General features: G+C 73.4%; 30 protein-coding genes and 1 pseudogene. 5 read left to right on the top strand and 26 right to left on the bottom strand.

Features of this window, described 5'->3' with window-relative positions:
• Positions 1-32: 32 nt before the first annotated feature.
• The 25 genes from ACFY0O_RS18210 to ACFY0O_RS18090 all read right to left on the bottom strand — a co-directional run bounded on the left by ACFY0O_RS18210 (position 33) and on the right by ACFY0O_RS18090 (position 20140).
• Entirely contained in the window at positions 33-590 is a 558-nt protein-coding gene (locus ACFY0O_RS18210) for a hypothetical protein (protein WP_388947658.1), read from the bottom strand.
• Between the two features lie 8 nt (positions 591-598).
• Positions 599-1489 carry an alpha/beta hydrolase gene (locus ACFY0O_RS18205; RefSeq protein ID WP_388947657.1) on the bottom strand — a complete coding sequence of 297 codons (891 nt, stop codon included), beginning with the start codon at positions 1487-1489 and terminating at the stop codon, positions 599-601.
• Between the two features lie 138 nt (positions 1490-1627).
• A complete protein-coding gene (locus tag ACFY0O_RS18200) occupies positions 1628-2377 on the bottom strand; it encodes a 2-hydroxychromene-2-carboxylate isomerase (RefSeq protein WP_388947656.1) in 750 nt (249 codons plus the stop codon).
• Positions 2370-3110: a 3-oxoacyl-[acyl-carrier-protein] reductase gene (fabG, locus tag ACFY0O_RS18195; protein ID WP_388947655.1), complete on the bottom strand. Its 741-nt coding sequence runs from the start codon at positions 3108-3110 to the stop codon at positions 2370-2372. Before fabG ends, ACFY0O_RS18200 begins: the two co-directional genes overlap by 8 nt.
• 11 nt (positions 3111-3121) lie before the next feature.
• A complete protein-coding gene (locus ACFY0O_RS18190) occupies positions 3122-3586 on the bottom strand; it encodes a 3-hydroxyacyl-ACP dehydratase FabZ family protein (protein ID WP_388947782.1) in 465 nt (154 codons plus the stop codon).
• 41 nt (positions 3587-3627) lie between these two features.
• Complete coding sequence (locus ACFY0O_RS18185; RefSeq protein ID WP_388947654.1) at positions 3628-4023, bottom strand: 3-hydroxyacyl-ACP dehydratase FabZ family protein; 396 nt, start codon at positions 4021-4023, stop codon at positions 3628-3630.
• The gene (locus tag ACFY0O_RS18180) at positions 4023-4286 is read right to left on the bottom strand and encodes an acyl carrier protein (protein ID WP_358891771.1); all 264 of its coding nucleotides are present in this window, start codon (positions 4284-4286) and stop codon (positions 4023-4025) included. The genes ACFY0O_RS18185 and ACFY0O_RS18180 overlap by 1 nt, the downstream gene beginning before the upstream one ends.
• Positions 4287-4341: 55 nt before the next feature.
• The gene (locus ACFY0O_RS18175; RefSeq protein WP_358891772.1) at positions 4342-5448 is read right to left on the bottom strand and encodes a beta-ketoacyl synthase N-terminal-like domain-containing protein; all 1107 of its coding nucleotides are present in this window, start codon (positions 5446-5448) and stop codon (positions 4342-4344) included.
• Between the two features lie 80 nt (positions 5449-5528).
• A complete protein-coding gene (locus ACFY0O_RS18170; protein ID WP_388947653.1) occupies positions 5529-5936 on the bottom strand; it encodes a hypothetical protein in 408 nt (135 codons plus the stop codon).
• A gap of 2 nt (positions 5937-5938) precedes the next feature.
• Positions 5939-6346 (bottom strand): hypothetical protein, encoded by a 408-nt coding sequence (locus ACFY0O_RS18165; RefSeq protein ID WP_358891774.1) that lies wholly within the window; start codon positions 6344-6346, stop codon positions 5939-5941.
• 1 nt (position 6347) lies between these two features.
• Complete coding sequence (locus ACFY0O_RS18160; protein WP_358891775.1) at positions 6348-6674, bottom strand: hypothetical protein; 327 nt, start codon at positions 6672-6674, stop codon at positions 6348-6350.
• Positions 6667-7653, bottom strand: a complete 987-nt coding sequence (locus tag ACFY0O_RS18155) for an alpha/beta hydrolase (RefSeq protein WP_388947652.1) — start codon at positions 7651-7653, stop codon at positions 6667-6669. The genes ACFY0O_RS18160 and ACFY0O_RS18155 overlap by 8 nt, the downstream gene beginning before the upstream one ends.
• Positions 7653-8447: an SDR family oxidoreductase gene (locus ACFY0O_RS18150; protein ID WP_358891777.1), complete on the bottom strand. Its 795-nt coding sequence runs from the start codon at positions 8445-8447 to the stop codon at positions 7653-7655. The genes ACFY0O_RS18155 and ACFY0O_RS18150 overlap by 1 nt, the downstream gene beginning before the upstream one ends.
• 47 nt (positions 8448-8494) lie before the next feature.
• Complete coding sequence (locus tag ACFY0O_RS18145) at positions 8495-9544, bottom strand: beta-ketoacyl synthase N-terminal-like domain-containing protein (RefSeq protein ID WP_388947651.1); 1050 nt, start codon at positions 9542-9544, stop codon at positions 8495-8497.
• The gene (locus ACFY0O_RS18140) at positions 9541-10713 is read right to left on the bottom strand and encodes a beta-ketoacyl-[acyl-carrier-protein] synthase family protein (protein ID WP_358891779.1); all 1173 of its coding nucleotides are present in this window, start codon (positions 10711-10713) and stop codon (positions 9541-9543) included. Before ACFY0O_RS18140 ends, ACFY0O_RS18145 begins: the two co-directional genes overlap by 4 nt.
• 45 nt (positions 10714-10758) lie before the next feature.
• Positions 10759-11775 carry a thioesterase family protein gene (locus tag ACFY0O_RS18135; protein WP_388947650.1) on the bottom strand — a complete coding sequence of 339 codons (1017 nt, stop codon included), beginning with the start codon at positions 11773-11775 and terminating at the stop codon, positions 10759-10761.
• Between the two features lie 72 nt (positions 11776-11847).
• Complete coding sequence (locus ACFY0O_RS18130; RefSeq protein WP_388947649.1) at positions 11848-12633, bottom strand: alpha/beta fold hydrolase; 786 nt, start codon at positions 12631-12633, stop codon at positions 11848-11850.
• Complete coding sequence (locus ACFY0O_RS18125) at positions 12630-13643, bottom strand: beta-ketoacyl synthase N-terminal-like domain-containing protein (RefSeq protein WP_388947648.1); 1014 nt, start codon at positions 13641-13643, stop codon at positions 12630-12632. Before ACFY0O_RS18125 ends, ACFY0O_RS18130 begins: the two co-directional genes overlap by 4 nt.
• A complete protein-coding gene (locus tag ACFY0O_RS18120) occupies positions 13640-14830 on the bottom strand; it encodes a beta-ketoacyl-[acyl-carrier-protein] synthase family protein (protein WP_388947647.1) in 1191 nt (396 codons plus the stop codon). The genes ACFY0O_RS18125 and ACFY0O_RS18120 overlap by 4 nt, the downstream gene beginning before the upstream one ends.
• Positions 14827-16059, bottom strand: coding sequence for a beta-ketoacyl-[acyl-carrier-protein] synthase family protein (locus tag ACFY0O_RS18115; RefSeq protein WP_388947646.1), 1233 nt, complete (start codon positions 16057-16059; stop codon positions 14827-14829). Before ACFY0O_RS18115 ends, ACFY0O_RS18120 begins: the two co-directional genes overlap by 4 nt.
• Before the next feature lie 79 nt (positions 16060-16138).
• The gene (locus ACFY0O_RS18110; RefSeq protein ID WP_358891785.1) at positions 16139-16393 is read right to left on the bottom strand and encodes an acyl carrier protein; all 255 of its coding nucleotides are present in this window, start codon (positions 16391-16393) and stop codon (positions 16139-16141) included.
• A 232-nt stretch (positions 16394-16625) separates the two neighbouring features.
• Positions 16626-16835: an acyl-CoA carboxylase epsilon subunit gene (locus ACFY0O_RS18105; protein WP_388947645.1), complete on the bottom strand. Its 210-nt coding sequence runs from the start codon at positions 16833-16835 to the stop codon at positions 16626-16628.
• A gap of 16 nt (positions 16836-16851) precedes the next feature.
• Positions 16852-18420 (bottom strand): acyl-CoA carboxylase subunit beta, encoded by a 1569-nt coding sequence (locus tag ACFY0O_RS18100; protein ID WP_388947644.1) that lies wholly within the window; start codon positions 18418-18420, stop codon positions 16852-16854.
• A gap of 242 nt (positions 18421-18662) precedes the next feature.
• On the bottom strand, positions 18663-19538 hold the full coding sequence (locus ACFY0O_RS18095; protein WP_388947643.1) for a LuxR family transcriptional regulator: 876 nt from the start codon (positions 19536-19538) through the stop codon (positions 18663-18665).
• Between the two features lie 23 nt (positions 19539-19561).
• The gene (locus ACFY0O_RS18090; RefSeq protein ID WP_388947642.1) at positions 19562-20140 is read right to left on the bottom strand and encodes a DNA-binding response regulator; all 579 of its coding nucleotides are present in this window, start codon (positions 20138-20140) and stop codon (positions 19562-19564) included.
• Positions 20141-20699: 559 nt separating this feature from the next.
• Here ACFY0O_RS18090 and ACFY0O_RS18085 point away from each other — a divergent pair.
• The 5 genes and pseudogenes from ACFY0O_RS18085 to ACFY0O_RS18065 all read left to right on the top strand — a co-directional run bounded on the left by ACFY0O_RS18085 (position 20700) and on the right by ACFY0O_RS18065 (position 22783).
• On the top strand, positions 20700-21437 hold the full coding sequence (locus tag ACFY0O_RS18085; protein ID WP_388947641.1) for a 4'-phosphopantetheinyl transferase family protein: 738 nt from the start codon (positions 20700-20702) through the stop codon (positions 21435-21437).
• A gap of 95 nt (positions 21438-21532) precedes the next feature.
• A pseudogene (locus ACFY0O_RS18080) lies at positions 21533-21709 on the top strand (DNA-binding protein); the annotation flags it as partial.
• A 265-nt stretch (positions 21710-21974) separates the two neighbouring features.
• The gene (locus tag ACFY0O_RS18075) at positions 21975-22331 is read left to right on the top strand and encodes a PRC-barrel domain-containing protein (protein WP_388947640.1); all 357 of its coding nucleotides are present in this window, start codon (positions 21975-21977) and stop codon (positions 22329-22331) included.
• Positions 22332-22364: 33 nt separating this feature from the next.
• Complete coding sequence (locus tag ACFY0O_RS18070) at positions 22365-22535, top strand: hypothetical protein (RefSeq protein ID WP_388947639.1); 171 nt, start codon at positions 22365-22367, stop codon at positions 22533-22535.
• A gap of 29 nt (positions 22536-22564) precedes the next feature.
• A complete protein-coding gene (locus tag ACFY0O_RS18065; protein WP_388947638.1) occupies positions 22565-22783 on the top strand; it encodes a hypothetical protein in 219 nt (72 codons plus the stop codon).
• Between the two features lie 279 nt (positions 22784-23062).
• Here the strand turns inward: ACFY0O_RS18065 and ACFY0O_RS18060 are convergent, their stop codons facing one another.
• Positions 23063-23263, bottom strand: a complete 201-nt coding sequence (locus tag ACFY0O_RS18060) for a hypothetical protein (RefSeq protein WP_388947637.1) — start codon at positions 23261-23263, stop codon at positions 23063-23065.
• Positions 23264-23317: the final 54 nt, after the last annotated feature.

Raw genomic sequence — 23317 nt, 5'->3', positions numbered from 1 at the left:
AGGAGGGTCAATTGATCGCGCCCTACTGGCAGTTAGCTGCCAACGGGCCCTTTCCGCGCCGCCGCTGTCCGCTCGGCGAGGGCCCCCAGGGTGGCGAGCTGGCGGCGCATCATGAACAGGTCGCCGCGGGCCATGATCCGGAGCCGGGCGGCCCCGAGGCGGCCGGGGCGGCGGCCCACCATCAGCTTGACGACGAGCCGGGTGGTCCGCGCGTCCACCGGGTCCGCCCGGTAGGTGATCGCGAACTCCCCGAAGGCCCGGACCGCCCAGGGGGTGGTGAGCAGCAGGGTGAGGTGGCGGTCCGGTTCGAAGCCGACGAGTTCGAAGATGGTCATGACCCGTTGCCCGGTCTCCAGCCGCTCCGCCCCCGGGGTGAGCGTGCGGGGGCTGCGGCGGCCGAAGTTGTCCAGGCTGTCGTAGCTGTACGGGGCCACCTTCAGCTGGCACAGCCAGCGGAAGACCACGGGGGCCGGCGCCCGTACGGTCACGGCTCGCAGCCAGGGCTCGGCCGAGGGGCCGAGCAGGTCGTCACAGGGGTAGGCGGCGCCCCGTTCCCCGGGCGTCGCCCCCCATACGCGAGGGTCTCCCACGGCGGCCGCTACCCCAACGCCCGCTTGAGGAAGTCCAGGACCGCCGTGCGGTACCGGTCGGGGTCGGTCTTCATCCCCTGGAGGTGTTCCGTACCCGGCAGGACCTCGATCTCCGCCCGCGGGTAGCGGGCCGCGAGGGCCCGCGCCCCCTCGACGGGGATGATGCTGTCGTCCTCCCCGGCCAGGATCAGCACGGGGGTGTCCATGTAGGCGCCCTCGGCCGGCGGCGGCCACTGGGCCCGCAGCATGGCCGTGCCCAGCCGGGAGAACACCGCCGTCAGCACCGCCCAGGAGGGGCCCGAGCGCAGCGGGCGCGGTACCGGGAGCCCCTTGGCGCGCAGGAAGTTGCGGAACAGCGGCTCCAGTTCGAGCGCGGGGCCGCTGTCGCAGACGATCGCGTCCACCGGGAGGTCCGGGCGCCGCAGCAGGTAGAGCGAGGGGAAGGTGGAGAAGGAGAAACCGAAGACCGCGAACCGCGCGTCCTGGTACCCGTCGCTCCCCCGCAGGTGGTCGACGACGGCCACCACGTCGTCGGTGTGGCGCTCGCTGAGCCCCCAGAAGGCCTTGTCGGAGTCGCTGAGCCCGTGGTTGCGGTGGTCGAACAGGGCGACGGTGTACCCCGCTTCGTGCAGGAAGGCCGCCTGGGCCAGGCTCGCCGACTTGCTCAGGCCGATGCCGTGGCCGATCACCACGACCCGGTCGGCGCCCCCGCGGCAGAGCCAGACGTGGAGGGTGCGGCTGCCGCCGGGGAGGGGGACGGAGACCTCCTCCAGCGGCAGGCCGAAGTCCCGCGGGTGCTTGTGGTGGGGGCGGCGGGGCGGGTGGTAGACGAGGTACGAGAGCAGCGCCCCGTACACCGGCGCCGCGGGCACCGCCAGGGCCGGGAGGAGACCGCCCACGAGGCCGCCGCGACGGGGCGGTTTGGAGGATCCGCTTTCCGTCGCCGCGCTTTCTCGTATTTCCGTCCCGTTGCCTCTTGCCTGCATGTGAATTCCCTCCCGGTGAATACCGTGGTGCGGCCGTCCGGACCGTTCGCTTCAGCCGCAGCCGCCGGCGTGACCCCCGTCAGCCGACCTGGCCACGGTATCCGCCGGGGCGTTCGGAGAACCGGATTTCACGCTTTTCCGATTCCCGCCCTCCGCCGCCCGCCCGCGAACCGAGCGGGCGAAATCGGATATCCGGTCCGTTCCCCAGAATTTGTCGTGTCCGTCGATGAGAAAGGGGACGCCGAACACCCCGTCCCGCCAGACGTCGAGGAGCGCCGACACCCCGCGCCGGCGCAGCTCCGGGTCACGGGCGGCGCCGGCCAGCCGCTCGGCGGGCAGGCCCAGCTCCGCGCCGAGCTCGCCGATCACCGAGGGGTCGCAGACGTCGCGCCCCTCCTGCCAGCGCGCCCGGTAGACCCGGCCGACGAACTCCGGTCCGCGTCCCGCGTCCTGAGCCACCAGCCAGGCCAGGTGCGGGACCTCCCAGCAGGGCTCGCGGTCCACCGGCCAGGTCGGCTCCAGCCCGCGCTCGCGGGTCAGCCGCCGGACGTCCTGGAGGATGTACAGGTGCTTCTCGCGGGACATGGCCACGTACGGGAAGCGGCCGCCGGAGGCTTGCAGGGCCCGGGCGCTCTCCTCGTCCGGCTCCCAGAACGGCCGCCATTCGAGCCGTTCCACCACGTCCGGGTGGTGGGCGAGCAGGTCCTGGTGGGCGAGCCAGGAGTACGGGCTGCGCAGGGAGAAGTAGAAGCGCGGCGGGGTCTGCCCGCGCGCCCTGGGTGACGGGCCTGCCTCAGACAACGAGGCCCCCGTCGATCTGCAGCACCGAGCCGGTCACGTACTCGGCCCCGACCAGGTACGCGACCGTGTCCGCGACCTCCTCGGGACGGCCCAGCCTGCGCAGCGGGATGCCGCGCAGCGCCTTCTCCCTGACCTTGCCGGACAGCCCGGCGGTCATGTCGGTCTCGATGAACCCGGGGGCGACGGCGTTGGCCCGGATGCCGTAGGGGCCGACCTCCTTGGCGAGGGCCTTGGTGAAGCCGATGATGCCCGCCTTGGACGCGGAGTAGTTGGTCTGGGTGGCGTGCCCGTAGACCCCCGCGACCGAGGAGATGTTGACGATGCAGCCGCTCTTGCGCTTCATCATCTCGAAGACCACCGAGCGGCAGACGTGGTAGGTGCCGTCCAGGTTGACGCGGAGCACCTGCTGCCAGTCCTCGTCCGCCATCATCAGCAGCGGCTGGTCGCGGACGATGCCGGCCGAGGTCACCACGACGTCGATGCCGCCGAGCCGGTCCTCGACCCCGGCGACCAGGGCCCGTACCGCGTCCGGGTCGGAGACGTCCGCCTGGTGCCCGTGGACCCGGACCCCCAGTTCGGCGGCCTCCTTCTCCAGTTCGGCGGCGGCGTCCGGCCGCGAGGCGTAGCAGAAGGCCACGTCGTGGCCGTCGCGGGCGAGGCGCAGGACGGTGGCCCGTCCGATGCCGCGGGTGCCGCCGGTGACCAGGGCGACCTTGGGCGTGTTGTCCGACATGTGCGTACTCCTCACTGCACGCCGGCGGGACGGGCCGCCGGGCTCTGTTCGCGGGCTCCGGTCAGCTCGGCGGCCGGGCGCATGGCCATGACCACCCGTCCGACCTCCATGACGGTCTCGCCGCCGACCAGGGCCTCGCCCTCGAAGATCACGGTGTCGCTGAGGGCCCGGACCAGCCGGACCCGGTGCTCCAGTACGTCGCCGGGGTACACGGGCCGGTGCAGGACGACGTCGGAGATGCTGCCGAAGAGCATCACCTGGCCCGACAGCACGTCCGGGTTGGGCGTGTCCCACGCGGCCAGCACGCCGGCCGCCTGGCACCAGGACTCGACGAGCAGGGTCTGCGGATAGCCGTGCCCCTCGTCGTCCGCGTCCTCGGCGAGCCCCTCGTACCAGGGTTCGTTGCAGGTGACCGCCTTGAGGGCGGTGAGGCGTTCCTCGGGGACCAGTTCGGTCACCCGGTCCACCAGCAGCATGGGGTAGCGGTGCGGCAGCACCCGCTTGATCCCGGTGGTGGTCAGCACGGGGTGCTCCCTTCGGTGAAGCGCAGCCGGACCGTCGCGGCGCGGCCCCGGTCGGTGGCGGCGACCGCCTCGCAGCGCCAGTGCCCGTCGCGGGGCGTCCACTTCAGTTCGATCGTGAGGCGGTCGCCGGGGAAGACGGGGCTGAGGAAGCGGGTGGACTCGACGGCGCGGAGCGTGAGGCGGGCGCCGGGTGCGGGGGCGGTGGCCAGTGCGCTGCGGTGGACCAGTTCGACGACGCACACGCCGGGGAAGATGGGGAAGCCGGGGTAGTGGCCGGGGAAGACCCGTTCGTCCGCGTCGATGCGGACCGTGGTGCGCGGGGCGCCGTCGGCGCCGTCCCGGTCGAGGAGCGGGACGGCGCGTACGGGGCCGGCGGCGGGAGCCGCCATCAGGCGGCCGTCAGCTTGGCGTCGAGCAGGTCGTACGCCTTGCGCAGGCAGGTGACCTCCTTGAGTTCGGACTCGCCGAGCTTGACGGCGTACTTCTTCTCCAGGACGACCATGACCTCCAGGGCCATCAGGGAGTCGACCCCGAGGTCGTTCACGAAGTCGGCCTCGTCGGTCAGTTCGGCCTCCTCGACGTCGAGGACGTCGGCGACGGTGCGGCGCAGGTTCTCGAGTTCGAGGACGGCGGGAGCGGTGGTCTCGGACATGTGTTTCTCCTTGGTGTGCTTCGGACGGTTGGGGTGCGGCGGTTCGGTCGGTCGGTCAGCGCAGGCGCAGGACGGCGCAGCCGACCACGCCGTCGCGGTCCACCGAGGTGATCAGGCCGACGGAGCCGGCCAGGCCGGGACGGCCCTCGGCGGTGGCGAGCAGGGCGGCGGTCTGGAAGGACGCGGAGGCGGCGTGGGTGTCGCCGATCAGCTCGGCTCCGGGGACGCGTTCGGGCTCGTGGTCCGCGAACACCGCCGCGAGGGCTTCGCGTTCGGCGGCGCCGCGGACGCCGTGGGCCCGGGAGTCGGCGACGAGGGCGACCTCCCGCACCTGTACTCCGGCCCGGTCCAGGGCGCGGCGGACGCTGTCGGCGAGGACGGGGGCGACCTGGGCGTCGGTGTGGAAGACGCCGAACTCGAGGGCGAGCACCTCGGCCAGGCCGGGCCGGCCGTGCTCGGCGGCGGCCTCGGCGGACTCCAGGAGCAGTACCGCGGCGCCCTCGCCGAGGATCCCGTCGGCCTCGTCGGGCCTGCGGGTGTGGAACTCCAGCCAGGCCCGGGCCGGGGAGAACTCCTCGACCGCCCCGCACAGCACGGTCCTGGTGTGCCCGGACTTCTGCAGCCGCAGGGCGTAGTTGAGGGCGAGGAGCCCGGAGGCCCGGCCGCCCGCGACGGTGGTGTTGGGGCCCTTGAGCTTGTGCCAGATGGCGCACTGGCCGGCGGCGCAGTTCATCACCGTGTTGGGGAAGCGCATCGGGTCCACGTAGAAGGGCTTCTCCTGGACCACGGAGTCGCGGGTGAAGTCCATCATGCTCTGGGCGCTGCCGGTGTTGGTGCCGAGGACCAGTCCGGCGTCCTCGCCGACGCCGGGGATGCGCGCTCCGTCGGGGTCCTGGAGGAGCCGGCCGACGGCGGTGACGGCGAGGCCGGTCACCCGGTCCATGGAGCGGGTGCCCTTGCGGCCCAGCACGGCCTTGCTGTCGAAGCCGGGCACCAGGCAGGCGGTGTCGACGGGGCCGTCCCAGACGCTCCGGTCCAGTGCGGCCGCCGCGCTGCGCCCGGCGGTGATGCCGGCGGTGAACTCCGGGCGCTCCAGCCCGTACGGCGAGACGGCCGACCAGGCGGTGATGAGCGGCCCTCGGCGGGCGGTGGCGGTTTCCATGGGTCGCGGTGCTCCTTCGGTGGCTTCGGTGGGGCGTACGGGCCTGGGCCCGCCGGTCGCGGTCACGGCCGCGGGGGTGGTCACAGGAAGTGCACGCCCTGGTAGGCGGACCAGTCCGGGCGGCTGTCGGGGCGGGCCCGGCGGACCCCCGGGAGCAGCCGGTCCGGGGCCGTTCCGAGGCCGGCCAGGTCGGCCTCCTCGGCCCAGACGCCGGCGCCTTCGGCCAGCAGCGTGCGCAGGGAGGCGCGCGGGTCGGGGAGGGTGTCGAGGTCGATGCGGCCGATGCGGACGGTCCGCGCCGGGGCGTCGTCGTCGGCGGCGGTGGCGAAGGTGACGGCGAGGCCGCGCAGCAGGACGTCCAGGCCGCCCTGCTGCCGGTTCAGTTCGCGGGCCAGGTAGAGCACGTCGGCGAACTGGGTCTCGACCGAGCCGCGGTAGGCCCGTTCGACGACCAGCAGCCGGCGCCCGGTGGTGGGCTGTGGTGCCACGGTCAGCACACCCCCAGGAAGAAGGCCTTGTCGGCGGCGTCGAGGTGTTCGGTGAACTTGAACGGGGCGCGCAGCCGGATCCCCGGGATGTGGGCGTCGGCGCCGCGCTCCTGGCTGCAGAACCGGCACGCGTACCAGTGCAGGGTGGTGGGGAAGGCCGCCAGCAGTTCGGCGGCCAGGGCGGCCGTCGTCGGGTACTCCCGGGCCCAGTCCACGACGTTGCGCGGTTTGCCGGTGCCCAGGGCCTGCCGGGTGAGGCCCGTGGCGTGGCCGCAGGTCCACAGGTGGACGCGGGCGCCCCGGGCGAGGAGGGCCTGGGAGAGCCGGAAGGCGGAGGTGACCAGGTCACCGGTGTGCGGGGCGCCCATGATCGCGATCAGTAGGTCCGCGCGCGGCAGGGGGTTGGCCATGTCAGTGCCACACTCCCCGCACCTCGGGCCGCAGCAGCCGCTCGGCGACCTCGTCCATCTCCACCGCCCGGACCCCGGGCGCGAGCCGCCGCGCGGACAGGGCGCGCTGGTCCAGCGAGAAGGCGTCCGCCCAGACCTCGCCGCCGGCCGCCAGCACCCGGCCGACGGCCGGTCCGGCGGCGGCGAGGCCCTCGGTGACCCCGTTCTCGATCAGCAGCACGGCCACGCCGTGCCCGGCGCGGGCCAGCCGGACGGCGTCACCGAGGAAGGCCTCGGCGCCGGGTCCGGCGTAGCCGCCCTGGGATTCCACGAGGAGGTACTCAGCCATGGCGGACCGCCTCCTTCCTGCGGTCGGCGGCGGCCTCGAAGGAGGCCTCCAGGAAGCCGAGGACGCGCGCACGGTATTCGGCCGCGTCGAAGCGCAGGGCGTTCATGTGCATGGCCTGGGGCGCGGTCCAGCGTTCGGCGTCGGGGTAGCGGTCGGCGACGCCCATGATCTGGGCCTCGGCGATGACGGGGTCCTGGGCTCCGGCGATGAACATCAGCCGGGTGGGGAGCCCGGCGAGGTCCGGGGGCCAGTTCCGCACGGCCAGCATGTGCATGCAGATCCGGGAGAAGAGGCGGCGGTAGAGGGTGTAGGCGGCGCCCGTCCGCACCGGTTCGGGCAGCTGGGACCGGCGCAGGCCGGCGAAGTCGCGCAGGCCGGCGGCGGTGTCGGACATGGGGCCGCTGTCGCAGACGACGGCGGCGACCGGGGTGCCGATGCGGCGCAGCACGTGCAGGGAGACCCAGGTGGAGAACGAGAAGCCGATCAGCGCGAGTTCCCCGGCGCCTACCTCGGGGTCCCGGCGCACGGCCGCGATCACGTCGGCGAGGTCGCCGGTGTAGCGCTCGGACATGCTGCCGTACTTGCGGTCGCGGCCGCTCTCGCCGTGGTTGCGCATGTCGTACGCGACCACGTGGTGGCCCGCTTCGTGCAGCAGGGCGATGTGGCCGAGGACGCTGGACTTGGTGCGGCCCATGCCGTGGCAGATCACCACCGTGTGCGGTCCGCGCCCGGGTACGACCCACGCGTCGAGGGTCACCCGGTCGCGGGTGGTGGTCACCGACAGGGAGCGGACGGGCAGGCCCTTGTGGGCGGGGGTCCGGCCGGGGCGGGCGGCGGGCGGGTGGTACAGCTCGTGGGCGTGCCGGGCGGCGAGTGCGGCCCCGGTGGCGAGGGCGGACACGGCGGACAGCAGCGCGCGCGGGGAGCGGCGGCCGGGCGGGCGGTGCCCCTGGCCGGGGGCGGAGGGTCGGGTGCGCATCAGGTGGTCAGCGCCTCGCCGCCGTCGACGCCGATGACGTTGCCGGTGATCCAGGAGGAGTCGGTGCGGGCCAGCGCGACGACGGCGTCGGCGACGTCCTCGGGGCGGGTGAGGCGGCCGTGCGGGTTGCTGCGGGCGGCGAGTTCGACCAGCCTCTCGTGTTCGGGGATGCGCTCCAGCGAGGGGGTGACGGTCACGCCGGCGCGCAGGGAGTTGACGGAGACGCCCTGCGGCGCGAGTTCGAGGGCGAGCTGGCGGACGTGCGATTCGAGGGCGCACTTGGCCGCCGAGACGGCGCCGTAGTGGGCGGTCACCCGCTGGTCGCCGGCGCTGGTCATCGCGAAGATCTTCGAGCCCGCGCCCAGCAGTCCGGCCGCGTCGAGGCTCTGGGTCCAGTAGACGAGGGAGTGGGCCATCACGTTGAGCGTCATGTCCATCTGGCGGGCCGTCAGGGCGGGTCCGCCGTCCGCCGGCAGGTAGGGCAGCAGGGTGCCGAAGGCCAGGGAGTGCAGGACGACCCGCAGCGGCGCGCCGCCCGTCAGCTCGGCGAACCGGGGCACCAGCTCGCCGCGGGTGGCCGGGGAGGCCGCGTTGGCGTTGAAGAAGTGGGCCCGTACCCCGGTGGAGCGCAGCTCCTCGACGGCCGCCTCGGCCTTCTCCTGTCCCTCGGCGGTGTCGAAGTGGACGCCGAGGACGTGGGCCCCCTCGCGGGCCAGGGCCCGGGCGTTGGCCAGGCCTATCCCGCTGGAGGCGCCGAGAACGAGGCACCAGGAACCCTCGAGTGACGTCGTCATGAACTCCCTCTCTTCTTCGTGCTGGTGGTACGCGGGGTGCGTCGTGTTCAGGCGGCGGGGGCCGCGGGGACGGCCGCCTGAGCCGGTCCGGCGGGTGCGTCCTGCGCCGGGGTGAGCAGGGCGAGGGCGAGGTTGCCCTGCGCCGCCGCGGTGACGACGAGGACCGGGCCGGGCAGCGCGGCCAGCGCGCCCGCCGCCTGCAGCAGGGGCTCCAGGGCTCCCGCGCCCGCCGGGACCGTCTCGGCGCCCGGGCCGAGGGCCTGGGCCACGGCGCGTCCGACGGGCGAGCCGTCCAGTACGGCGATCACCCGCGCGGCGCCGGCCGGGCCGGCCCCCCATGCGGTCAGGGCGGCGTCGATCAGCTGCCGGGCCCGCTGCGCGCCCCGGCCCGCGGCGGCGGTGCGCGGCGGCAGGAACAGGCTCCGGACCCGGCAGTGCCCGTAGGCCCGGCCGCCGCGCGCCCGGACGGACTCCAGCGGCTCCAGGACGAGCGCGACGGCGCCCCGTTCGGAGTCGGCGTGCCCGGCGTGCGCGGGGTCGAGGGCCTCCTCGGTGGCCCCGGCGAGCAGCCAGGCGGCCCGGCCGGCGGCGACGGCCCGGGCGCCGGTCTCCAGGGATTCCAGGCCGGCGACGCGCGGCGAGGTGACGGTGAGGTTGAAGGCCTTGAGCCCGTGTTCGGTGGCCAGCCGGCTGCCGAAGAGGTTGATGGAGAAGTAGGGCGCGGTGACGGGGCTCAGCGCCGCGGCGCCCTCGGCGAGCACGGTCCGGTCCATGGCCTCGTGCAGGGCGGCGGCCGAGCTGTTGGTCCCCACCGCGGCCCCGCGCAGCTCGGCGGGCCAGTGCTCCGGTTCGTCCCGGGCGTCGGCCAGGGCCTCCTTGGCGGCGGCCAGGAAGTACTGGGAGGCGGCGGGCAGGTACTTGTAGCCGCGCGGTCCCAGCCGGGCGCGGTGGTCGAACCAGTCGCCGGCCTGCGCCGCCGCGGCCGGGCGGGCGCTGCGGGCGGCTTCCACCGGGCGGTCGCCCCGGGGGGTCACCACGCCGATGCCCGACACCACCAGCGGCGCGTCCCGGTACGCCGTGGACGGGGGGGTGGTCATGCGCGGGCCTCCTGGAGGACGAGGGATACGTTGTTGCCGCCGAACGCGTAGGCGTTGACCAGGGCGAAGCGTCCCCGCAGGGGCGCCGGCTCGACGGGCAGCAGCACGTCGCAGTCCGGGTCCCGCTCCTCGACGGGGCGGTTCGGCGGCACGGTGCGGTGGTGCAGGACCAGCGCGGCGGCCACGGCGGCGAGGGAGGCGGCGGCCCCGCCGGTGTGCCCCACCAGGGCCTTGAGGCTGTACAGCGGGGTGTGGCCGGCCGCCGCGCCGAGCACCTCGTGCAGGGCGCGGCTCTCGACGGCGTCGTTGAGTTCGGTGCCGGTGCCGTGGGGCACCACGCAGCCGACCTCGCCGGCGCCCGCCCCGGCCCGCTCCAGCGCCTCGCGCATGGCGCGCACGATCTGCGTGCCGCCGGGTTCCGGCGCGGTCGCGTGGTGGGCGTCGCAGCTCCATCCCTCGCCCGCGAGCCGTGCGTACACGCGCGGGGCCCGGCGGGCCTCGGCGTGCGCGGCGGACTCCAGCACGAGGACCCCGGCGCCCTCCCCGAAGACGGTGCCGCGCCGGCCCGCGTCGAAGGGCCGGCACCGCTCCGGGTCGACGGCGCCCAGCCGGTTGAAGCAGGCCAGCGCCACCCGGGAGTAGGCCTCCGCTCCCCCTGCAAGCACCACGTCGGCGGCGCCCGTACGGATCAGCTCGGCGGCGGCCGAGATGCCGAATCCGCTCGCGGCGCAGGCGTTGCTGATGCTGGTGTTGGGTCCTTCGGCGCCGAGCCACTCGCCGAGGGCGGAGGCCACGGAGAAGACCGGGGCCCACTCCCCGCCCGGCGGGTGCCCCTCCGCCCGCCACCGCTCGTGCAGGGTCGCGTCGCCCATGCCGGTGCCGATGACCACCGCGACCCGCTCCGGCGCCACCTCGCCGAGGGCGGAGTCCGCCAGCGCCTGCCGGGCCGCCTCGACGGCGAAGCGCGCGGCGGGGCTGGGGCCCTCGGCGGGCCCGTCCGGCTCCGGCGTTCCCGGGACGGAGTACATCAGCGGGACGTCCATCCTGGCGTGCGGGTCGGCCGCCGGCTCGGGGTGGCTGCGCGCCCGCATCAGGCCCTGCCAGAGGGCATCGGCGCCGGAGCCGAGGTGCGAGACCGCGCCCAGACCTGTGATCAGCACTTCTTCCATCGGGGTCTCCTCCGGGATGCGGGGGACGGAAAGGGGCAGGGGGGGTCAGGCCTGCGGGAGGCCGCCGTTCAGCGCGCGCACGACCCGCTCGTCGAAGCCGACCAGGCTCCAGTCGCGGCGGTTCTCGAACACCGCGTAGCCGTGGGTGATCCGGCCGGTGGCGGTCTGGACGAGGCGCCCGTCGCGCACCACGTAGAAGTCGGTGCGGGCCGTGTAGGTGAAGTCCTTGAAGACCTCCTCGACGGTGAAGACCGTGTACAGGTCCTCCTCCATCAGGGCCTCGTCCAGGAAGGTGACCCGCGAGCGGGGCACCACGGGGATCCACTTGCGGTCGTCCAGCAGCGTCTTGATCGAGATGCCGCGGTCGGCGAGGAACAGGTCGACGACCTCCTCGACCTGGCGCAGGTAGCCCGACAGCGCGAGGCGCTCGTTGAAGTGGCAGTACGGGTAGGGGATCCGCCACTTCCAGCCGAAGGCGTTCTCTCCGGCGAGCAGCTGCTCCAGCACCGGGTCCGCGCCGGTGGTGCCGCGGCCGGCGGCCAGGGCGGTGTTGTCGGCGACGGCCGTCTCCTTGCCGTCCCAGGGGCCGCGCCCGGTGGCGTCGCCGAGGCGCTCCACCGTGAAGCGGGCGAGTTCCCGGGGGTGGGCGAGCGGGGCGAGGTAGTCGTCGGCGCGCAGGGAGACCTCGGCCTTGGAGGTGACGGCCTTCAGCTCCTTGCCTTCGCGCTCGACGTACAGGGTGACGGAGAAGCGGAAGCGGGTGTCCTCGTCCCGGGTGGTCGGGACGACGACGGCGCGGGCCTCGTCGTCCTGGTGGAAGGCGTGCAGGATGCGGGTGTCGAGGTCGACGACGTCGAGGCCGAGGCCGTACTCCTCGAACAGCTCCCGGGAGGGCAGTCCGGCGCTGCGGAAGTGCTCCAGGACCGCTTCCTCGACGAGGTAGTTGACGTGCTTGAAGCCGATCCAGGTGTTGATGTTGGAGCCCTCGAAGCGGGGGCGCACCCGGACGGTGGTCTCCGTCCCCAGCAGGTACTTGACGGCCGTTTCGGCGTGGGTGGTCATGTCGGTCGCTTCCTTGTCCTTGTCGGCGGTTCGGTTGCGGGTCGGCGGGCGGCGCGGGCGCAGCGGGCGTCGTCAGGCGACGGACTGGAGGAAGTCCTCCGTCAGGCGGGCGAACTCCGCCGTCCGTTCGGTCATCGCGAAGTGCCCGCAGCCGGGCAGGATCTCGGCCTTCGCGTAGGGCAGTGCCGCGCACAGGGCCTCGCTGTCGGCGGGGAAGGACGCGAAGTCCCGTTCGCCGCCGACGATCAGGCAGGGCATGGTCATGCGGTCGGTGCGCAGGTCGGGGGTCCGCAGGTAGGTGTCGAAGAAGCTCACCCAGCCGTACGGGCCGATCCGGTCGCGCACCTTGAGCGCCATCTCCCGGCGCAGGTCGTCCGGGAGGCGGCCGCCGGAGCGGACCCGCAGGCCGTCGGCGAGGATGCGGTCGAAGTCGTTCAGGTAGTACGAGATCGCCTCCCAGCCGAAGTCCTCGGGCCGGGGCCGGTAGAAGGGCGAGACCAGCACCACGGCGCGGGGCCGTGGGGCGGGGCCGCCCTCCTGCTCCTCGTCGAGCAGGGCGAGGAGGGCGTTGGCCCCGAACGAGTGGGCGATCACCACGTCCGGGCCGCCCGGTACCCGGTCCGCCGCCTGCCGGACCCAGTGGGCCGGGGAGTGCCCGGTCCAGCCCGGCACCCCTTCGGCCCGCCAGGGGAGTTCGGCGGTCCAGACCTCGTGCGGGGAGCCGGCGGTGTGCTCCAGGAGGGCGTCCCAGACGTTGGCGCCGCCGGCCAGACCGTGCAGCAGCAGGACGCGCAGCGGGCCGGTACCGCGGCCCGGCCGGCGCAGCCGTACGGACACCGGCGCGGGTCCCCCGGTCACGGGGCGGCCGGCAGGGGGGTGAGCAGGAACCCGGCGGAGGCGTCGTCGCGGTCGCCGCCGGAGGTCACCAGTACGGGCCCGGCCCGGTGGTCCCCGCCGTGGGCGGAGAGCCGGCCGGCGGCGGCCGCGCACTGCAGGACGCCGAGGGCGCCGGAGGCGCTGCCGAAGCGGTGGGTGAGGTCGTGGCGGGGGACGTCGCCGGCCTCGTTCCCCCGGTGGCCCTCGGGGACGAACCACAGCGCCGGTGCGCGGCGGTTGTCGGCCCGGTCGCCCAGGAGCCGGTCCAGGCAGGCCGCCACCCCGGCCTCCCGGGCGTAGGCGCCGAGGACGGCCAGGCCGGGGGTACCGCGCTCGGCGGCGGCGGAGGCCCGTTCCAGGACCAGGGCGACGGCCCCGTCGAGGAGTTCTGCGGAGGGCCGGCCGAGCAGTCCCTCGACGTAGCGGTTGGCGGTCTCGACGCCGACCACGAGGACCCGGTCGGCGCGTCCGGCGCGGATCATCACCGCGGCCCAGTGGACGGCGTCGAGGCCGGAGGTGGCTCCGTTGCAGACCATCAGGTTGGGGCCGCGCAGGCCGTGGCGGATGGCGAGGGAGGAGGCGGGGACGTTGCTGGAGGCGTTGGGCAGGCCCATCGGGCTGATGCCGGCGACCCCGTGCTCCTTGATGCCGTCGGCGACCTCGCAGACGGTGTCGAGGTTGCCCAGGTTCGAGCTGACCACGACGCCCGTGGAGGTGGCGGGGACGGACAGGGCTCCGTCGGCCAGCAGGCCCGCGTCGCGCAGGCCGGCCTCGGCGGCGCAGAGGGCGAGCTGGGAGGCCCGGTCCTTGTAGCGCAGCCCGCGCCGGCCGATCAGGGCGCCGGGGTCGACGGGGTGGTGTTCCCGGGCGGGGCGAGGGTCGAGCAGGCCGGCGGGGCCGGTGAGGCCGGGCAGGGCGGTGCCGATGCCGGTCACCAGGACCTCGGCGGCCGGAACCCCGGCCGCGTCCCGGCCGTTGGGGGAGTGGGTCACCGTGCCGCCCTTTCCACCACGGCGACCGCGTTGACGCCGCCGAATCCGAAGGCGTCGACCTGGGCGAGGACCGGCCGCGCGGTGGTCTCCCGGTCCCGGACGAGCCGGAAGCCGGCCGCCTCGTCGATCGGTTCCCGCAGCCCGATGACGGGCGGTATCCGGCCCGACTCCAGGGCCTTGAGCGCGACGATCAGGCTGAGCAGCCCGGAGCCGCCCGAGGTGTGCCCGGTCATCGACTTCACCGCGGTCATCAGCGGGGTGCCGGCCTCCGGTCCGAAGACGTCGCCGATGGCGGCCGCCTCGGCCTCGTCGTTGAGCAGGGTGCCGGTGCCGTGCAGCATGACCAGGCCGATGTCCTGGGGTTTGACGCCCGCCTCGCGGTGGGCGCCGCGGACGGCTTCCGCGATGCCGTCCCGGTCGGGGGCGGTGACGTGGTAGCCGTCGCAGTTGACGTGCACCGAGCGCAGCCGACTGCGTACCGCGGTGCCGTCGGGCGCGGAGCCCGTACGGTCGCCGCGGCGCAGGACCACGGCGGCGGCGCCCTCGCCCATGAGGACGCCCTTGCGGTCGCGGTCGAAGGGCCGCAGTACGTCCGGGGCTTCCATGTGGACCCGGTCCAGGAGTCCGTACATGCTCTCGGTGAGGGTGTCCACCCCGGCCACGACGACGGTGTCGGCGGTGCCGGCCGCCAGCAGGTCGCAGCCCAGGGCCAGCGCGTAGAGGGAGGCGGAGCAGGCGTTGGAGAAGGTGTGCGTGCGGACCGCCCCGAAGCGCTCGCGCAGGGCGGTGCCGAAGTGCAGGCCCGCCATGTCGAAGTCGGCGCCGTCCCTCCAGCGCAGCTCCGCCGAGCGCAGTTCGCGCAGGCCGGTGCCGATGAGGACCGGTACGTCGGAGAGGTCCTCGCCGAGTCCGGCCTCGCGGGCGGCCTCCTCGATGGCCGCGATCAGCCAGCGGGTGGCGCGTCCCGGCTCGTCGGTGCCGGGGGCCGGACGGTCGTCGATCTCGTAGGCGTGCTGGGCGCGGAAGCCGGAGCGGTCGAAGCCGCGGAGCTCCGCGCGTCCGCTGCGGCCGGCGCACAGGGCCTCGAAGACCTCGTCGACTCCGGTGCCGATGCTGGCGATGGCGCCGAGGCCGGTGAAGACCAGGTCGGGCAGGGCGGATTCCGCCGGGGCGGGGCGTGGGGTCATGTCCGGGCCTCCTCGTACTTGCCGAAGATCACTACGGAGTTGTTGCCGCCGAAGGCCAGCCCGTTGTTCTGGACGACCCGGAGCTCGGCGTCGATGGCGTGGTTGGGTACGCAGTCCACGCTGCATTCGGGGTCGGTCTCGACGTGGTTGATCGTCGGGGGGATGAACCCCTCGGTGAGGGCGAGCGCGCAGCCGATCGAGGCGAGGGCGCTGGCGGCCCCCATGCTGTGGCCCAGCATCGACTTGATCGACACGGTCCGGGGGGTGCGGTCGCCGAACACCTGCCGGATGGCGCGGGCTTCGGTGACGTCGTTGGCCTTGGTGCCCGTGCCGTGGGCGGAGATGAAGTCCACGTCCTCGGGCCCCACCCCGGCCGCGTCGAGGGCGAGCTGCATGCACTGCGCCACGCTGTCCTGGTTCGGGGCGACGGGGTGGTGGGCGTCGCAGTTGAGCCCGTACCCGAGCACCTCGGCGTGGATGCGGGCGCCGCGCGCCAGGGCGGAGTCGAGGGTTTCGAGGAGCAGGACCCCCGCCCCCTCTCCGGTGAGGATGCCCTTGCGGTCGATGTCGAAGGGCTGGCAGCGCTCCGGGGCGATGGTGCCGAGCCGGTAGAAGCCGGTGAAGGTCTTGCGGCAGAGGGCGTCGGCGCCGCCGACGAGGGCGTAGTCGACCTCTCCGGTGCGGACCGCGTCGAAGCCGTAGCCGATGGCGTAGTTCCCGGCCGCGCAGGCGGTTGGCAGGGTGACGGCCTCGACGCGGCTGAGGGCGAACTCGTGGGCGATGGCGGCCGAGAGCCGGCCGGCGGGCACCCGGGCGGTGACGGTGGGGTCCATGTGCTCGGCTCCCCGCCGCACCTCGGTCTCGACGAGCTGGTCGAGGTCGCGGGACTCCCCGTCGGTGGTGCCGATGGAGATGAGGCACCGGCCGGAGCGCAGGTCCGCCTCGGCCAGCGCCGCGTCGTCGAGGGCCATGCGCGCCGCGGTCACCGAGAACTGGCTGGCCCGGCCCAGGGTTTCGGGTTCGAGGTTCTTGATCCAGTGGGTGGGGTCGAAGTCGACGATCTCGCAGCCGTTCGCGTGATCGAAGCCCTCGGTGTCGAACGCGGTGATCGGCTTCGCGGCGCTACGGCCCGAACGCAGCCCGGAAAGGAACTCGGAGGCGCCCAGCCCGATGCTGGAGACCGCGCCGAGTCCGGTGATGACCACCCTGTTCGCCGGTACATCAGTCATGTTCATCCCGCTATCTCGCGAGGCCGGCGGACCGGCCGTTCCCAAGGTGTTCCGTCCGTGGTCACAGCGCCGCCCGGCCCTACTTCCAGTCGGCGGCTTCCGCGACGACCTCGTACACGCCGTCCAGGTTCACCATCCGGCCGAGTTCGGTCTGGTTGATGACGACGTTGAATTCCTTTTCCAGGGAGGCCAGGATCTCGATGGCGCGCAGCGAGTCGGCGTCGTGGTCCTCCTTGAAGAGGCTGGTGGCGGTCACGTCCTCGGGGTCGATTTCGAGGATGTCGCAGACGATGTCCTTGATGGTCTCGCGGCGTTCTTCGGTCGTAGCGGCCACAGGAATTCCCCATTCGTGGTGAAGGTGGTCCGGATGCCCGGACGATGACGCGGCTTGCTTCCGCTTCGCTTTCGAATCTATTCAGTCGGCGAGCCCCGCGAAAGGGCTCTGTCAGTTAGCTGCCAGACCTGCTCAGAGCAGGGTTCCGGGGCGGGCCGGCTGGCATTTTCCGGTCGGCCGGCGCCCGGGGTCGCCACGTCGCGGAAGTGCCGGCGGATTTCCGGAAAAGGGGTCAGGCGGTACGCCGCCAGGCGCCGGGGGCGGTGTACCGGCCCCGGCGGCGCGGGCCCCGGAGGCCGGGGGCCGAGGGGGCGGGCGGCGGGTCGGCGCCGGGGCCGGCGGCCCGGGCGAGGAGTACGGCGGTCAGCGCGGCCAGTTCCTCCGGGCCGGGCTCGCCCCGCAGGACCCGGAACAGCGGTGCGCCCCGTTCGGTGTGTCCCATGCTGGTGTCCCTCCCGTCACATCGGCGGGTTGCCGTGCTTGCGGTCGGGCTGTTCCGCGTACTTGGCGCGCAGCATCGCCAGGGAGGCGGCGAGCACGGAGCGGGTGTCGGCGGGGTCGATGACGTCGTCGACGAGGCCCCGTTCGGCCGCGTAGTACGGGTGCATCAGCTCGGCCTGGTACTCCTTGATCTTCTGGGCCCGGGTCGCCTCGGGGTCGTCGGCGGCGTTGATCTCGCGGCGGAAGATCACGTTCGCCGCGCCCTCGGCACCCATCACGGCGATCTCGTTGGTGGGCCAGGCGAAGGAGAGGTCGGCTCCGATGGAGCGGGAGTCCATGACGATGTACGCGCCGCCGTACGCCTTGCGCAGGATCAGCTGGACGCGGGGCACGGTGGCGGCGCAGTAGGCGTAGAGCAGCTTGGCGCCGTGCCGGATGATGCCGCCGTGCTCCTGGTCGACGCCGGGCAGGAACCCGGGGACGTCGAGCAGGGTGACGAGTGGGATGTTGAAGGCGTCGCAGAGCTGGACGAACCGGGCGGCCTTGTCGCTGGCGTCGATGTCCAGGACGCCGGCGAGCGACTGCGGCTGGTTGGCGACGATGCCGACGGTGTGGCCGTCGACGCGGGCCAGCGCGCAGAGCACGTTGGTGGCCCAGCGCTCGTGGACCTCCAGGAACTCGCCGTCGTCGACGATCTCCGCGATCACCTCGCGCATGTCGTACGGGCGGTTGCCGTCGGCGGGCACGAGGGTGTTCAGCGCCTCGCAGCGACGGTCGGCGGTGTCGCCGCCGGTGACGGCCGGCGGGGGCTCCTGGTTGTTGCGGGGCAGGAGGGAGAGGAGGTAGCGGACTTCCTCGATGCAGGTCTGCTCGTCGTCGTAGGCGAAGTGCGAGACGCCCGAGACGCTCGAATGGACGTCGGCGCCGCCGAGGCCGTTCTGGCTGATCTCCTCGCCGGTCACCGCGCGCACCACGTCCGGGCCGGTGATGAACATCTGCGAGGTCTCACGGACCATGAACACGAAGTCGGTGAGGGCCGGGGAGTAGGCCGCGCCGCCGGCGCAGGGGCCCAGCATCACCGAGATCTGCGGGATGACCCCGGAGGCCCTGGTGTTGCGCTGGAAGATGCCGCCGTACCCGGCGAGGGCGGTGACGCCCTCCTGGATCCGGGCGCCGGCTCCGTCGTTGAGGGAGACGAGCGGGGTCCCGGCGGCGAGGGCCATGTCCATGATCTTGTGGATCTTCTGGGCATGGGCCTCGCCGAGCGCTCCGCCGAATATCCGGAAATCGTGGGCGTACGTGAATACGGTGCGCCCGTCGACCGTTCCCCAGCCGGTGATCACACCATCGGTGTAGGGCTTCTTGTCCTCCATTCCGAATCCGGTGGCCCGGTGCCGGCGCAGCGGTTCCACCTCGTGGAAGGAGCCTTCGTCCAGGAGCAGTGCGATGCGTTCGCGCGCCGTGAGCTTCCCCTTGGCGTGCTGGGCGGCGGTCGCCTGTTCACCCGGCCCGCGCCGGACCTTTTCGCGCAGCTCGCGGAATTCCGCGAGCCGGTCTCCGCTGCCACCCGTCGGTACAGAATTCATCGGCCGTCCCCCCGGCGATCGGTGGAATGTCCGCGCCGGGACGAACGACGACCGGCGCGCACGCGGTTTCGACCGCGCCGGAATCACGGTAGGGATTCCGGCGCGACCGGACCACATTTCACGGCCGTGCTGTCCACAAGGTGTCGTACCGCCCGGTAGGGCCCCGCACATTCCCGCGGGGAACCGGGGGAATGGCAGTTAGCTGCCTAGGGCCTGTCCGGCGGGTCAGGGTCGGGCAGGCCCTAGGCCGGCTGGACGCTGCGCCGGTGCGGGACGCGGTGGGCGTCGGGGCGGGCGAGCTTCTCGGGGTGGCGGTGCCGGACGGCGGGGTGGCCGCGCTGTTCCGGTACCAGCGGGGCCGGCGCGCACAGCAGCCCGCTCTCGGCGGCGCGGACCCCCGCCTGGAAACGTGACTTCGTCCCGAGGGCCTCCATGATCTCGGCGACGTGGCGCCGGTAGGTCCGTACCGACACCCCCAGTTCGCGGGCCGCCGCCTCGTCGGTGCTGCCCGTGTGCAGCTGCTGGAGGATCCCGGCCGCGAACGCCGTCCGCAGCGGGCTGGCCGGTCCGATGCCGCCGCCCGGCAGGGCGGCGTTGCGCCAGGCGCTCGCGAAGAGCGCCTGCACGGGCACGAGCACGGCGGCCGCGCGGACCACGGAGGCGCCGCCGCCGCTCTCCGCCCGCACGAGCGCGACCTCCTCGTCCACCACCAGCATCTCCAGGCACGGGACGTGCGCCACCCGGATCCGCAGCGGGTGGTCCTCCCTCAGGAAGTCCCGGAAGGCCTCCTGCCCCGCCGTGGCGTGCGTGCACAGCACCCGGACCCGGACCGTGGACCGTTCACCGGTCAGCAGGTTCGACAGCGCGGTGCACAGTTCCACCGCCAGCTCCGCCTCGGCCGCGATGACGACGTCCACGCTGCGCCGGGCGCCGGAGATCAGTCCCCGCGCCACCTCCCTCGTCCCCTCGAAATCCGGTCCGACGCGGGTGACGGGACGGCTGCGGCCGGCCCACTCCCGGTACTTCGAAACCGCTTCGTCGATGAGTTCGCGTACGTCCGCGAGCCCCGCGTCGAATCCCTCTCCCCCGGACATGCCGGTGAGGCCTTCCCCCGTCACTTCTCCCCCACACACATTCGCCGCTATTCGTCGTTCTTCAACAGCCCGAGCCGCACTGCCCGGGCCCCCGCTTGAAAACGTGAACTCGCGTCCATTTCCCGCATGATTTCGGCGACGTAGCGCCGGTAGGTACGCAGCGGAATCGCGAGCTCCCGCGCCGCGGCCTCGTCCGTGCGGCCGTCGCGCAGGGCCTCCAGGATCCGCTGCCCCGTCTCGCTGCGGGCCCGGCCCGCGGACTCCTCCCAGGCCCTCGCCCCGTTCCACACCGCGCCGAACAGACCGGCGAGCGCGGAGACGGACGCGGGGTCCTGGACGAGGGAGACGCTCCGGTCGGCGCCTTCGCCGCCGAGCCAGACGAGTGCCATCGAATCGTCCGTCAAAACCGCTTCGTTCAGGGCGCATTCGGCCACCCTGACGACACACCCGGACCCGTCGGCGAGGACCTCCCGGAACGCGGGGGCCCGCACCACGGCGGGCGAGCACAGCAGCCTGACCCGCACGCCCCCGTGCAGGGCGCCCCGCACGGCGCCCGAGGCGCGGCCGTGCCCCAGGAGCGCCAGCGCCACCGCGGCGGCCTCCGAACCGGCGCTCTGCACCGTCACGCCGACGCTCCGGCGGGCCTTTTCAATCAAACGACCGAAAATACCGAGGACGTCCTCGCCGGATTCCAGCATTCGGACAGAATGATCGGAACTCGTACGGGAGCGGTCCCTTTTGGCCGCCTCTATGAGTCCCTGTACCTCCAGCAAGGCCCGGCCGACTTCGTCATCGACCGACTCCGTCTTCCTGATAACCACTACCCCCGTCCTCACCCCGCCGCGCCCGAGCCCGAGGCTAGCCGTCCTCAAGTCGGACGGTCAACAACGGTCTACAGTGGGTGATTTTTGAACGATCTTCATCTGCAGCAATTCCGATGAACGCACGCCACCCCACAGGAAATTCGCCGCGCCGGTTTCGGTTCCCGCGCCCGGCGCCTTTCGCAGGAAGCTGCCCGAGCAGAGCCCCCTACGGCTCCGCCGGGCGAACTGACCAACGCGTACGGTGACACCCCTGACACCCGCTGGCATATTGCTGCCAGCGCCCTCGCAGGGCCCGCGCCACGCCTCCTACAGTCACGGGGCCCGTCCGGTTCCGCTCCGGACGCCGACGGAAGCAGCGAAGGTGACCAGGAGCACACCCGTGGACATCTGGTGGTGGACCAGCACCGGCCCCTCCCCCCACCCCGAGGACGCGGCGGTCCTCACCGCGGCGGAGCGGACGGCGGCCGCCCGGCTGCCCGCCGACCGCGGGGCGGAGGCCGTCGCCCACCGCGCGGCGGTCCGCCACGTCCTGGGCCGGCTCCTCGAAGTCCCGCCCGCGGAAATCGAGTTCGGCCGCCGCCCCTGCCCCGGCTGCGCCGACGCCGCGCACGGGCCCCCGTACGTCCGCCACCCGGACAACGCCCTGTGGATCAGCATCTCCCACACCAGGGGCTGCGGCGTGCTGGCCGTGGCGGACCACCCGGTCGGCGTCGACGTGGAACACGAGGCCCGCTCCTGGACCCCCGAGGCCGCAGCCAAGGCCCTCACCCCGTCCGAACGGGCCCACCTCGACTCACGCCCGACCCCTCAGGCCCGCACGCACGCCTTCCTGACCTGCTGGACCCGCAAGGAGGCCGCCCTCAAGGCGGCGGGCATCGGCATCATCACGGACCTCTCGACAGTGGAAACCCACCCGTCCACCCCCGGCCCGGTCACCGTCCACACCCCGCCCCCGACACCCCCCACCCCCTGGCACACCGGCCCGGTCCCCCTCCCACCCCCGTACCTGGCCTCCCTCGCCCAGTCCACCCCGCCGACAGCCCTCCGCCTGCACCGGTACGGGGCCCGGCCGGGGATGGCGCCATCGCCGGGACACTGACCCGGCTCAGCCGTTCCTCTCGACCGGCTCCAGGCCGTGGCTGCCGAGCGGGCCAAGCTCACCGGCGGCACTGCCCCCGATGCTGGGGCCGCCGCGTGAGCGCTGCCCTCATCCTGGACGGCGAGGGCCTGGCCAAGGCCGTGCAGCGCGACCGGGAGGTCCACGAGTGGCTCACCGCCCCCCGCGACGCCGCCCTTCCGGTGATCACCCCGGCCGCAGTCCTCGTCGAGGTGATCCACCCCAGGGTCAACGACGCCGCTCTGCAATGGACGCGCACTCCGCGCCGGGGCCCGACGAGCCTTCCGGCCGCGTCCCTTCCCGTCGGGCATCGCCCGTCGGCCCCGAGCATGACCGCAGGGACGCGGGTACCCTGGGAAACAGGGCGGTATCCCGTCGGCCACCAGGTGTCGGCGGCGCCGCGCAGGAGGCGGCGCGTGACGTCATGGCCCGCGCGGTCCGAGCCGACGACGTCACCCAGGCCGCGGAGATCCTCGTCGCCACGCTTCCCGAACCCGCGACCGGCCGCGAGGAGTCGACATGATCCGGATGGCGGACATCCGTGAGTGGCGGACCCACGACGTGCTGGACAACCGGGGCCACAGGATCGGAGCGCTGGAGGCGATCTACGTCGACACCGGTACCGACGAGCCGGCCATGGCCACGGTCCGGATCGGCCTGCCGACCCGGCAGCGTCTGGTGTTCGTCCCGCTGGAAGGGGCGATGGTGGGGCCGGGCTATGTGCAGGTCGTTCACGACAAGGCGCTGGTGAAGCAGAGCCCGTCGATCGGCACCGACGACGTACTGCCCGCCGAGGACGAGGAAGCGGTCTTCCAGCACTACGGCCTCCCCTACGAGCCCGGGGCGAAGGGCGAACGGCAGCTGGCCCGGCGCTGAGCCGCCCCCCGACCGACCGAGGGAGCATCCCCCATGACGCTGTTCCTGGCCCTGATCATCGTCGCGTTCGTGCTGGGCATCATCGGTGCCACCGTGCACGGACTGCTCTTCCTGCTGTTCATCGGCATCGTGGTACTCGTGGCAGCCGTCCTCTACATGGCCCTGCGCACCCGCCACTCCGCCCGACACCGCCCGCTCAGGTGAATCGTCCGCGACGAACCGCTCGTGAAGTGGTGGACCGCGATCCGCGCGTCGTGCTGGGCGTTCAGCAGATGGATCCAGCGCGCTCCGACGGCAATCGCGAGGATGATCACCCCGACGAGGACGAGCGTCTCCACGAAGCTCACCTCCAGCCGTTTCCGGGCATCCGGAGGACACCGGCGGTGAGCACGCTGCCCGGGATCGCGGCGGCGGCCATCAGCCGGGCCGCGGCGTGCGCCCGTCCCATGTGACCTTTTGCGGGACGGCAGGCCGGCGGGGTTCCTCCAGGGCGGCGGCGAGCCGGGGGGAGCTCGGCCTCGGGATCGCGGGAGGCGGTCCGGTCGAGGATGGTGGTCATGATGCGGGCCTGCCCCCGGGCCGCCCGTCGGCAGCCCGGTCTTGAGGCGATCGCCGGAAACGACACCCTCGTGAAAGCCGGTGTGCGAAGTACTCCCGGTGCTTTAACAGTACTCCCGTTGGATGGACCCTGACCGGCGCAGCCGGCGGGCTCCGGGCGAGCGGTGCTCTGGTCAGAGCCCTTCGTCGTGCAGGTCCTCTTCGCGCAGCAGGTCGTTCTCGCCGCGGCGCGGGGTCTCCTCCCGGCCGGGCTCCTGTCCCCTCTCGCGGGACTGCCTGCCCGGCTGGGGCTGCGCGGGGTCACCGGGGCGACGGTGTTCCTGCGCCTCGCTGCCCTTGCCCGGGTCCTGACGCTTGTCCTGCCTACCGTCCATGACGGCGTCTCCTCTCTCTGCGGGGTACGGACATCCCTCTCCGATCACGCTGAC

Origin of the sequence: Streptomyces sp. NPDC001594, from assembly GCF_042893675.1 — a bacterium.
Taxonomy (GTDB): Bacteria; Actinomycetota; Actinomycetes; order Streptomycetales; family Streptomycetaceae; genus Streptomyces.
The sequence above is the reverse complement of the archived record's forward strand: the minus strand, read 5'-3'. Positions and strand labels throughout refer to the sequence as shown.

Bases quoted from the DNA above. Each gene is read 5' to 3' on its own strand.
- fabG (WP_388947655.1), bottom strand. From the start codon at position 3,110: ATGTCGGACAACACGCCCAAGGTCGCCCTGGTCACCGGCGGCACCCGC.
- ACFY0O_RS18190 (WP_388947782.1), bottom strand. From the start codon at position 3,586: ATGCTGCTGGTGGACCGGGTGACCGAACTGGTCCCCGAGGAACGCCTC.
- ACFY0O_RS18185 (WP_388947654.1), bottom strand. From the start codon at position 4,023: ATGGCGGCTCCCGCCGCCGGCCCCGTACGCGCCGTCCCGCTCCTCGAC.
- ACFY0O_RS18180 (WP_358891771.1), bottom strand. From the start codon at position 4,286: ATGTCCGAGACCACCGCTCCCGCCGTCCTCGAACTCGAGAACCTGCGC.
- ACFY0O_RS18175 (WP_358891772.1), bottom strand. From the start codon at position 5,448: ATGGAAACCGCCACCGCCCGCCGAGGGCCGCTCATCACCGCCTGGTCG.
- ACFY0O_RS18165 (WP_358891774.1), bottom strand. From the start codon at position 6,346: ATGGCCAACCCCCTGCCGCGCGCGGACCTACTGATCGCGATCATGGGC.
- ACFY0O_RS18160 (WP_358891775.1), bottom strand. From the start codon at position 6,674: ATGGCTGAGTACCTCCTCGTGGAATCCCAGGGCGGCTACGCCGGACCC.
- ACFY0O_RS18155 (WP_388947652.1), bottom strand. From the start codon at position 7,653: ATGCGCACCCGACCCTCCGCCCCCGGCCAGGGGCACCGCCCGCCCGGC.
- ACFY0O_RS18150 (WP_358891777.1), bottom strand. From the start codon at position 8,447: ATGACGACGTCACTCGAGGGTTCCTGGTGCCTCGTTCTCGGCGCCTCC.
- ACFY0O_RS18145 (WP_388947651.1), bottom strand. From the start codon at position 9,544: ATGACCACCCCCCCGTCCACGGCGTACCGGGACGCGCCGCTGGTGGTG.
- ACFY0O_RS18140 (WP_358891779.1), bottom strand. From the start codon at position 10,713: ATGGAAGAAGTGCTGATCACAGGTCTGGGCGCGGTCTCGCACCTCGGC.
- ACFY0O_RS18135 (WP_388947650.1), bottom strand. From the start codon at position 11,775: ATGACCACCCACGCCGAAACGGCCGTCAAGTACCTGCTGGGGACGGAG.
- ACFY0O_RS18120 (WP_388947647.1), bottom strand. From the start codon at position 14,830: ATGACCCCACGCCCCGCCCCGGCGGAATCCGCCCTGCCCGACCTGGTC.
- ACFY0O_RS18115 (WP_388947646.1), bottom strand. From the start codon at position 16,059: ATGACTGATGTACCGGCGAACAGGGTGGTCATCACCGGACTCGGCGCG.
- ACFY0O_RS18105 (WP_388947645.1), bottom strand. From the start codon at position 16,835: ATGGGACACACCGAACGGGGCGCACCGCTGTTCCGGGTCCTGCGGGGC.
- ACFY0O_RS18100 (WP_388947644.1), bottom strand. From the start codon at position 18,420: ATGAATTCTGTACCGACGGGTGGCAGCGGAGACCGGCTCGCGGAATTC.
- ACFY0O_RS18075 (WP_388947640.1), top strand. From the start codon at position 21,975: ATGATCCGGATGGCGGACATCCGTGAGTGGCGGACCCACGACGTGCTG.
- ACFY0O_RS18070 (WP_388947639.1), top strand. From the start codon at position 22,365: ATGACGCTGTTCCTGGCCCTGATCATCGTCGCGTTCGTGCTGGGCATC.
- ACFY0O_RS18060 (WP_388947637.1), bottom strand. From the start codon at position 23,263: ATGGACGGTAGGCAGGACAAGCGTCAGGACCCGGGCAAGGGCAGCGAG.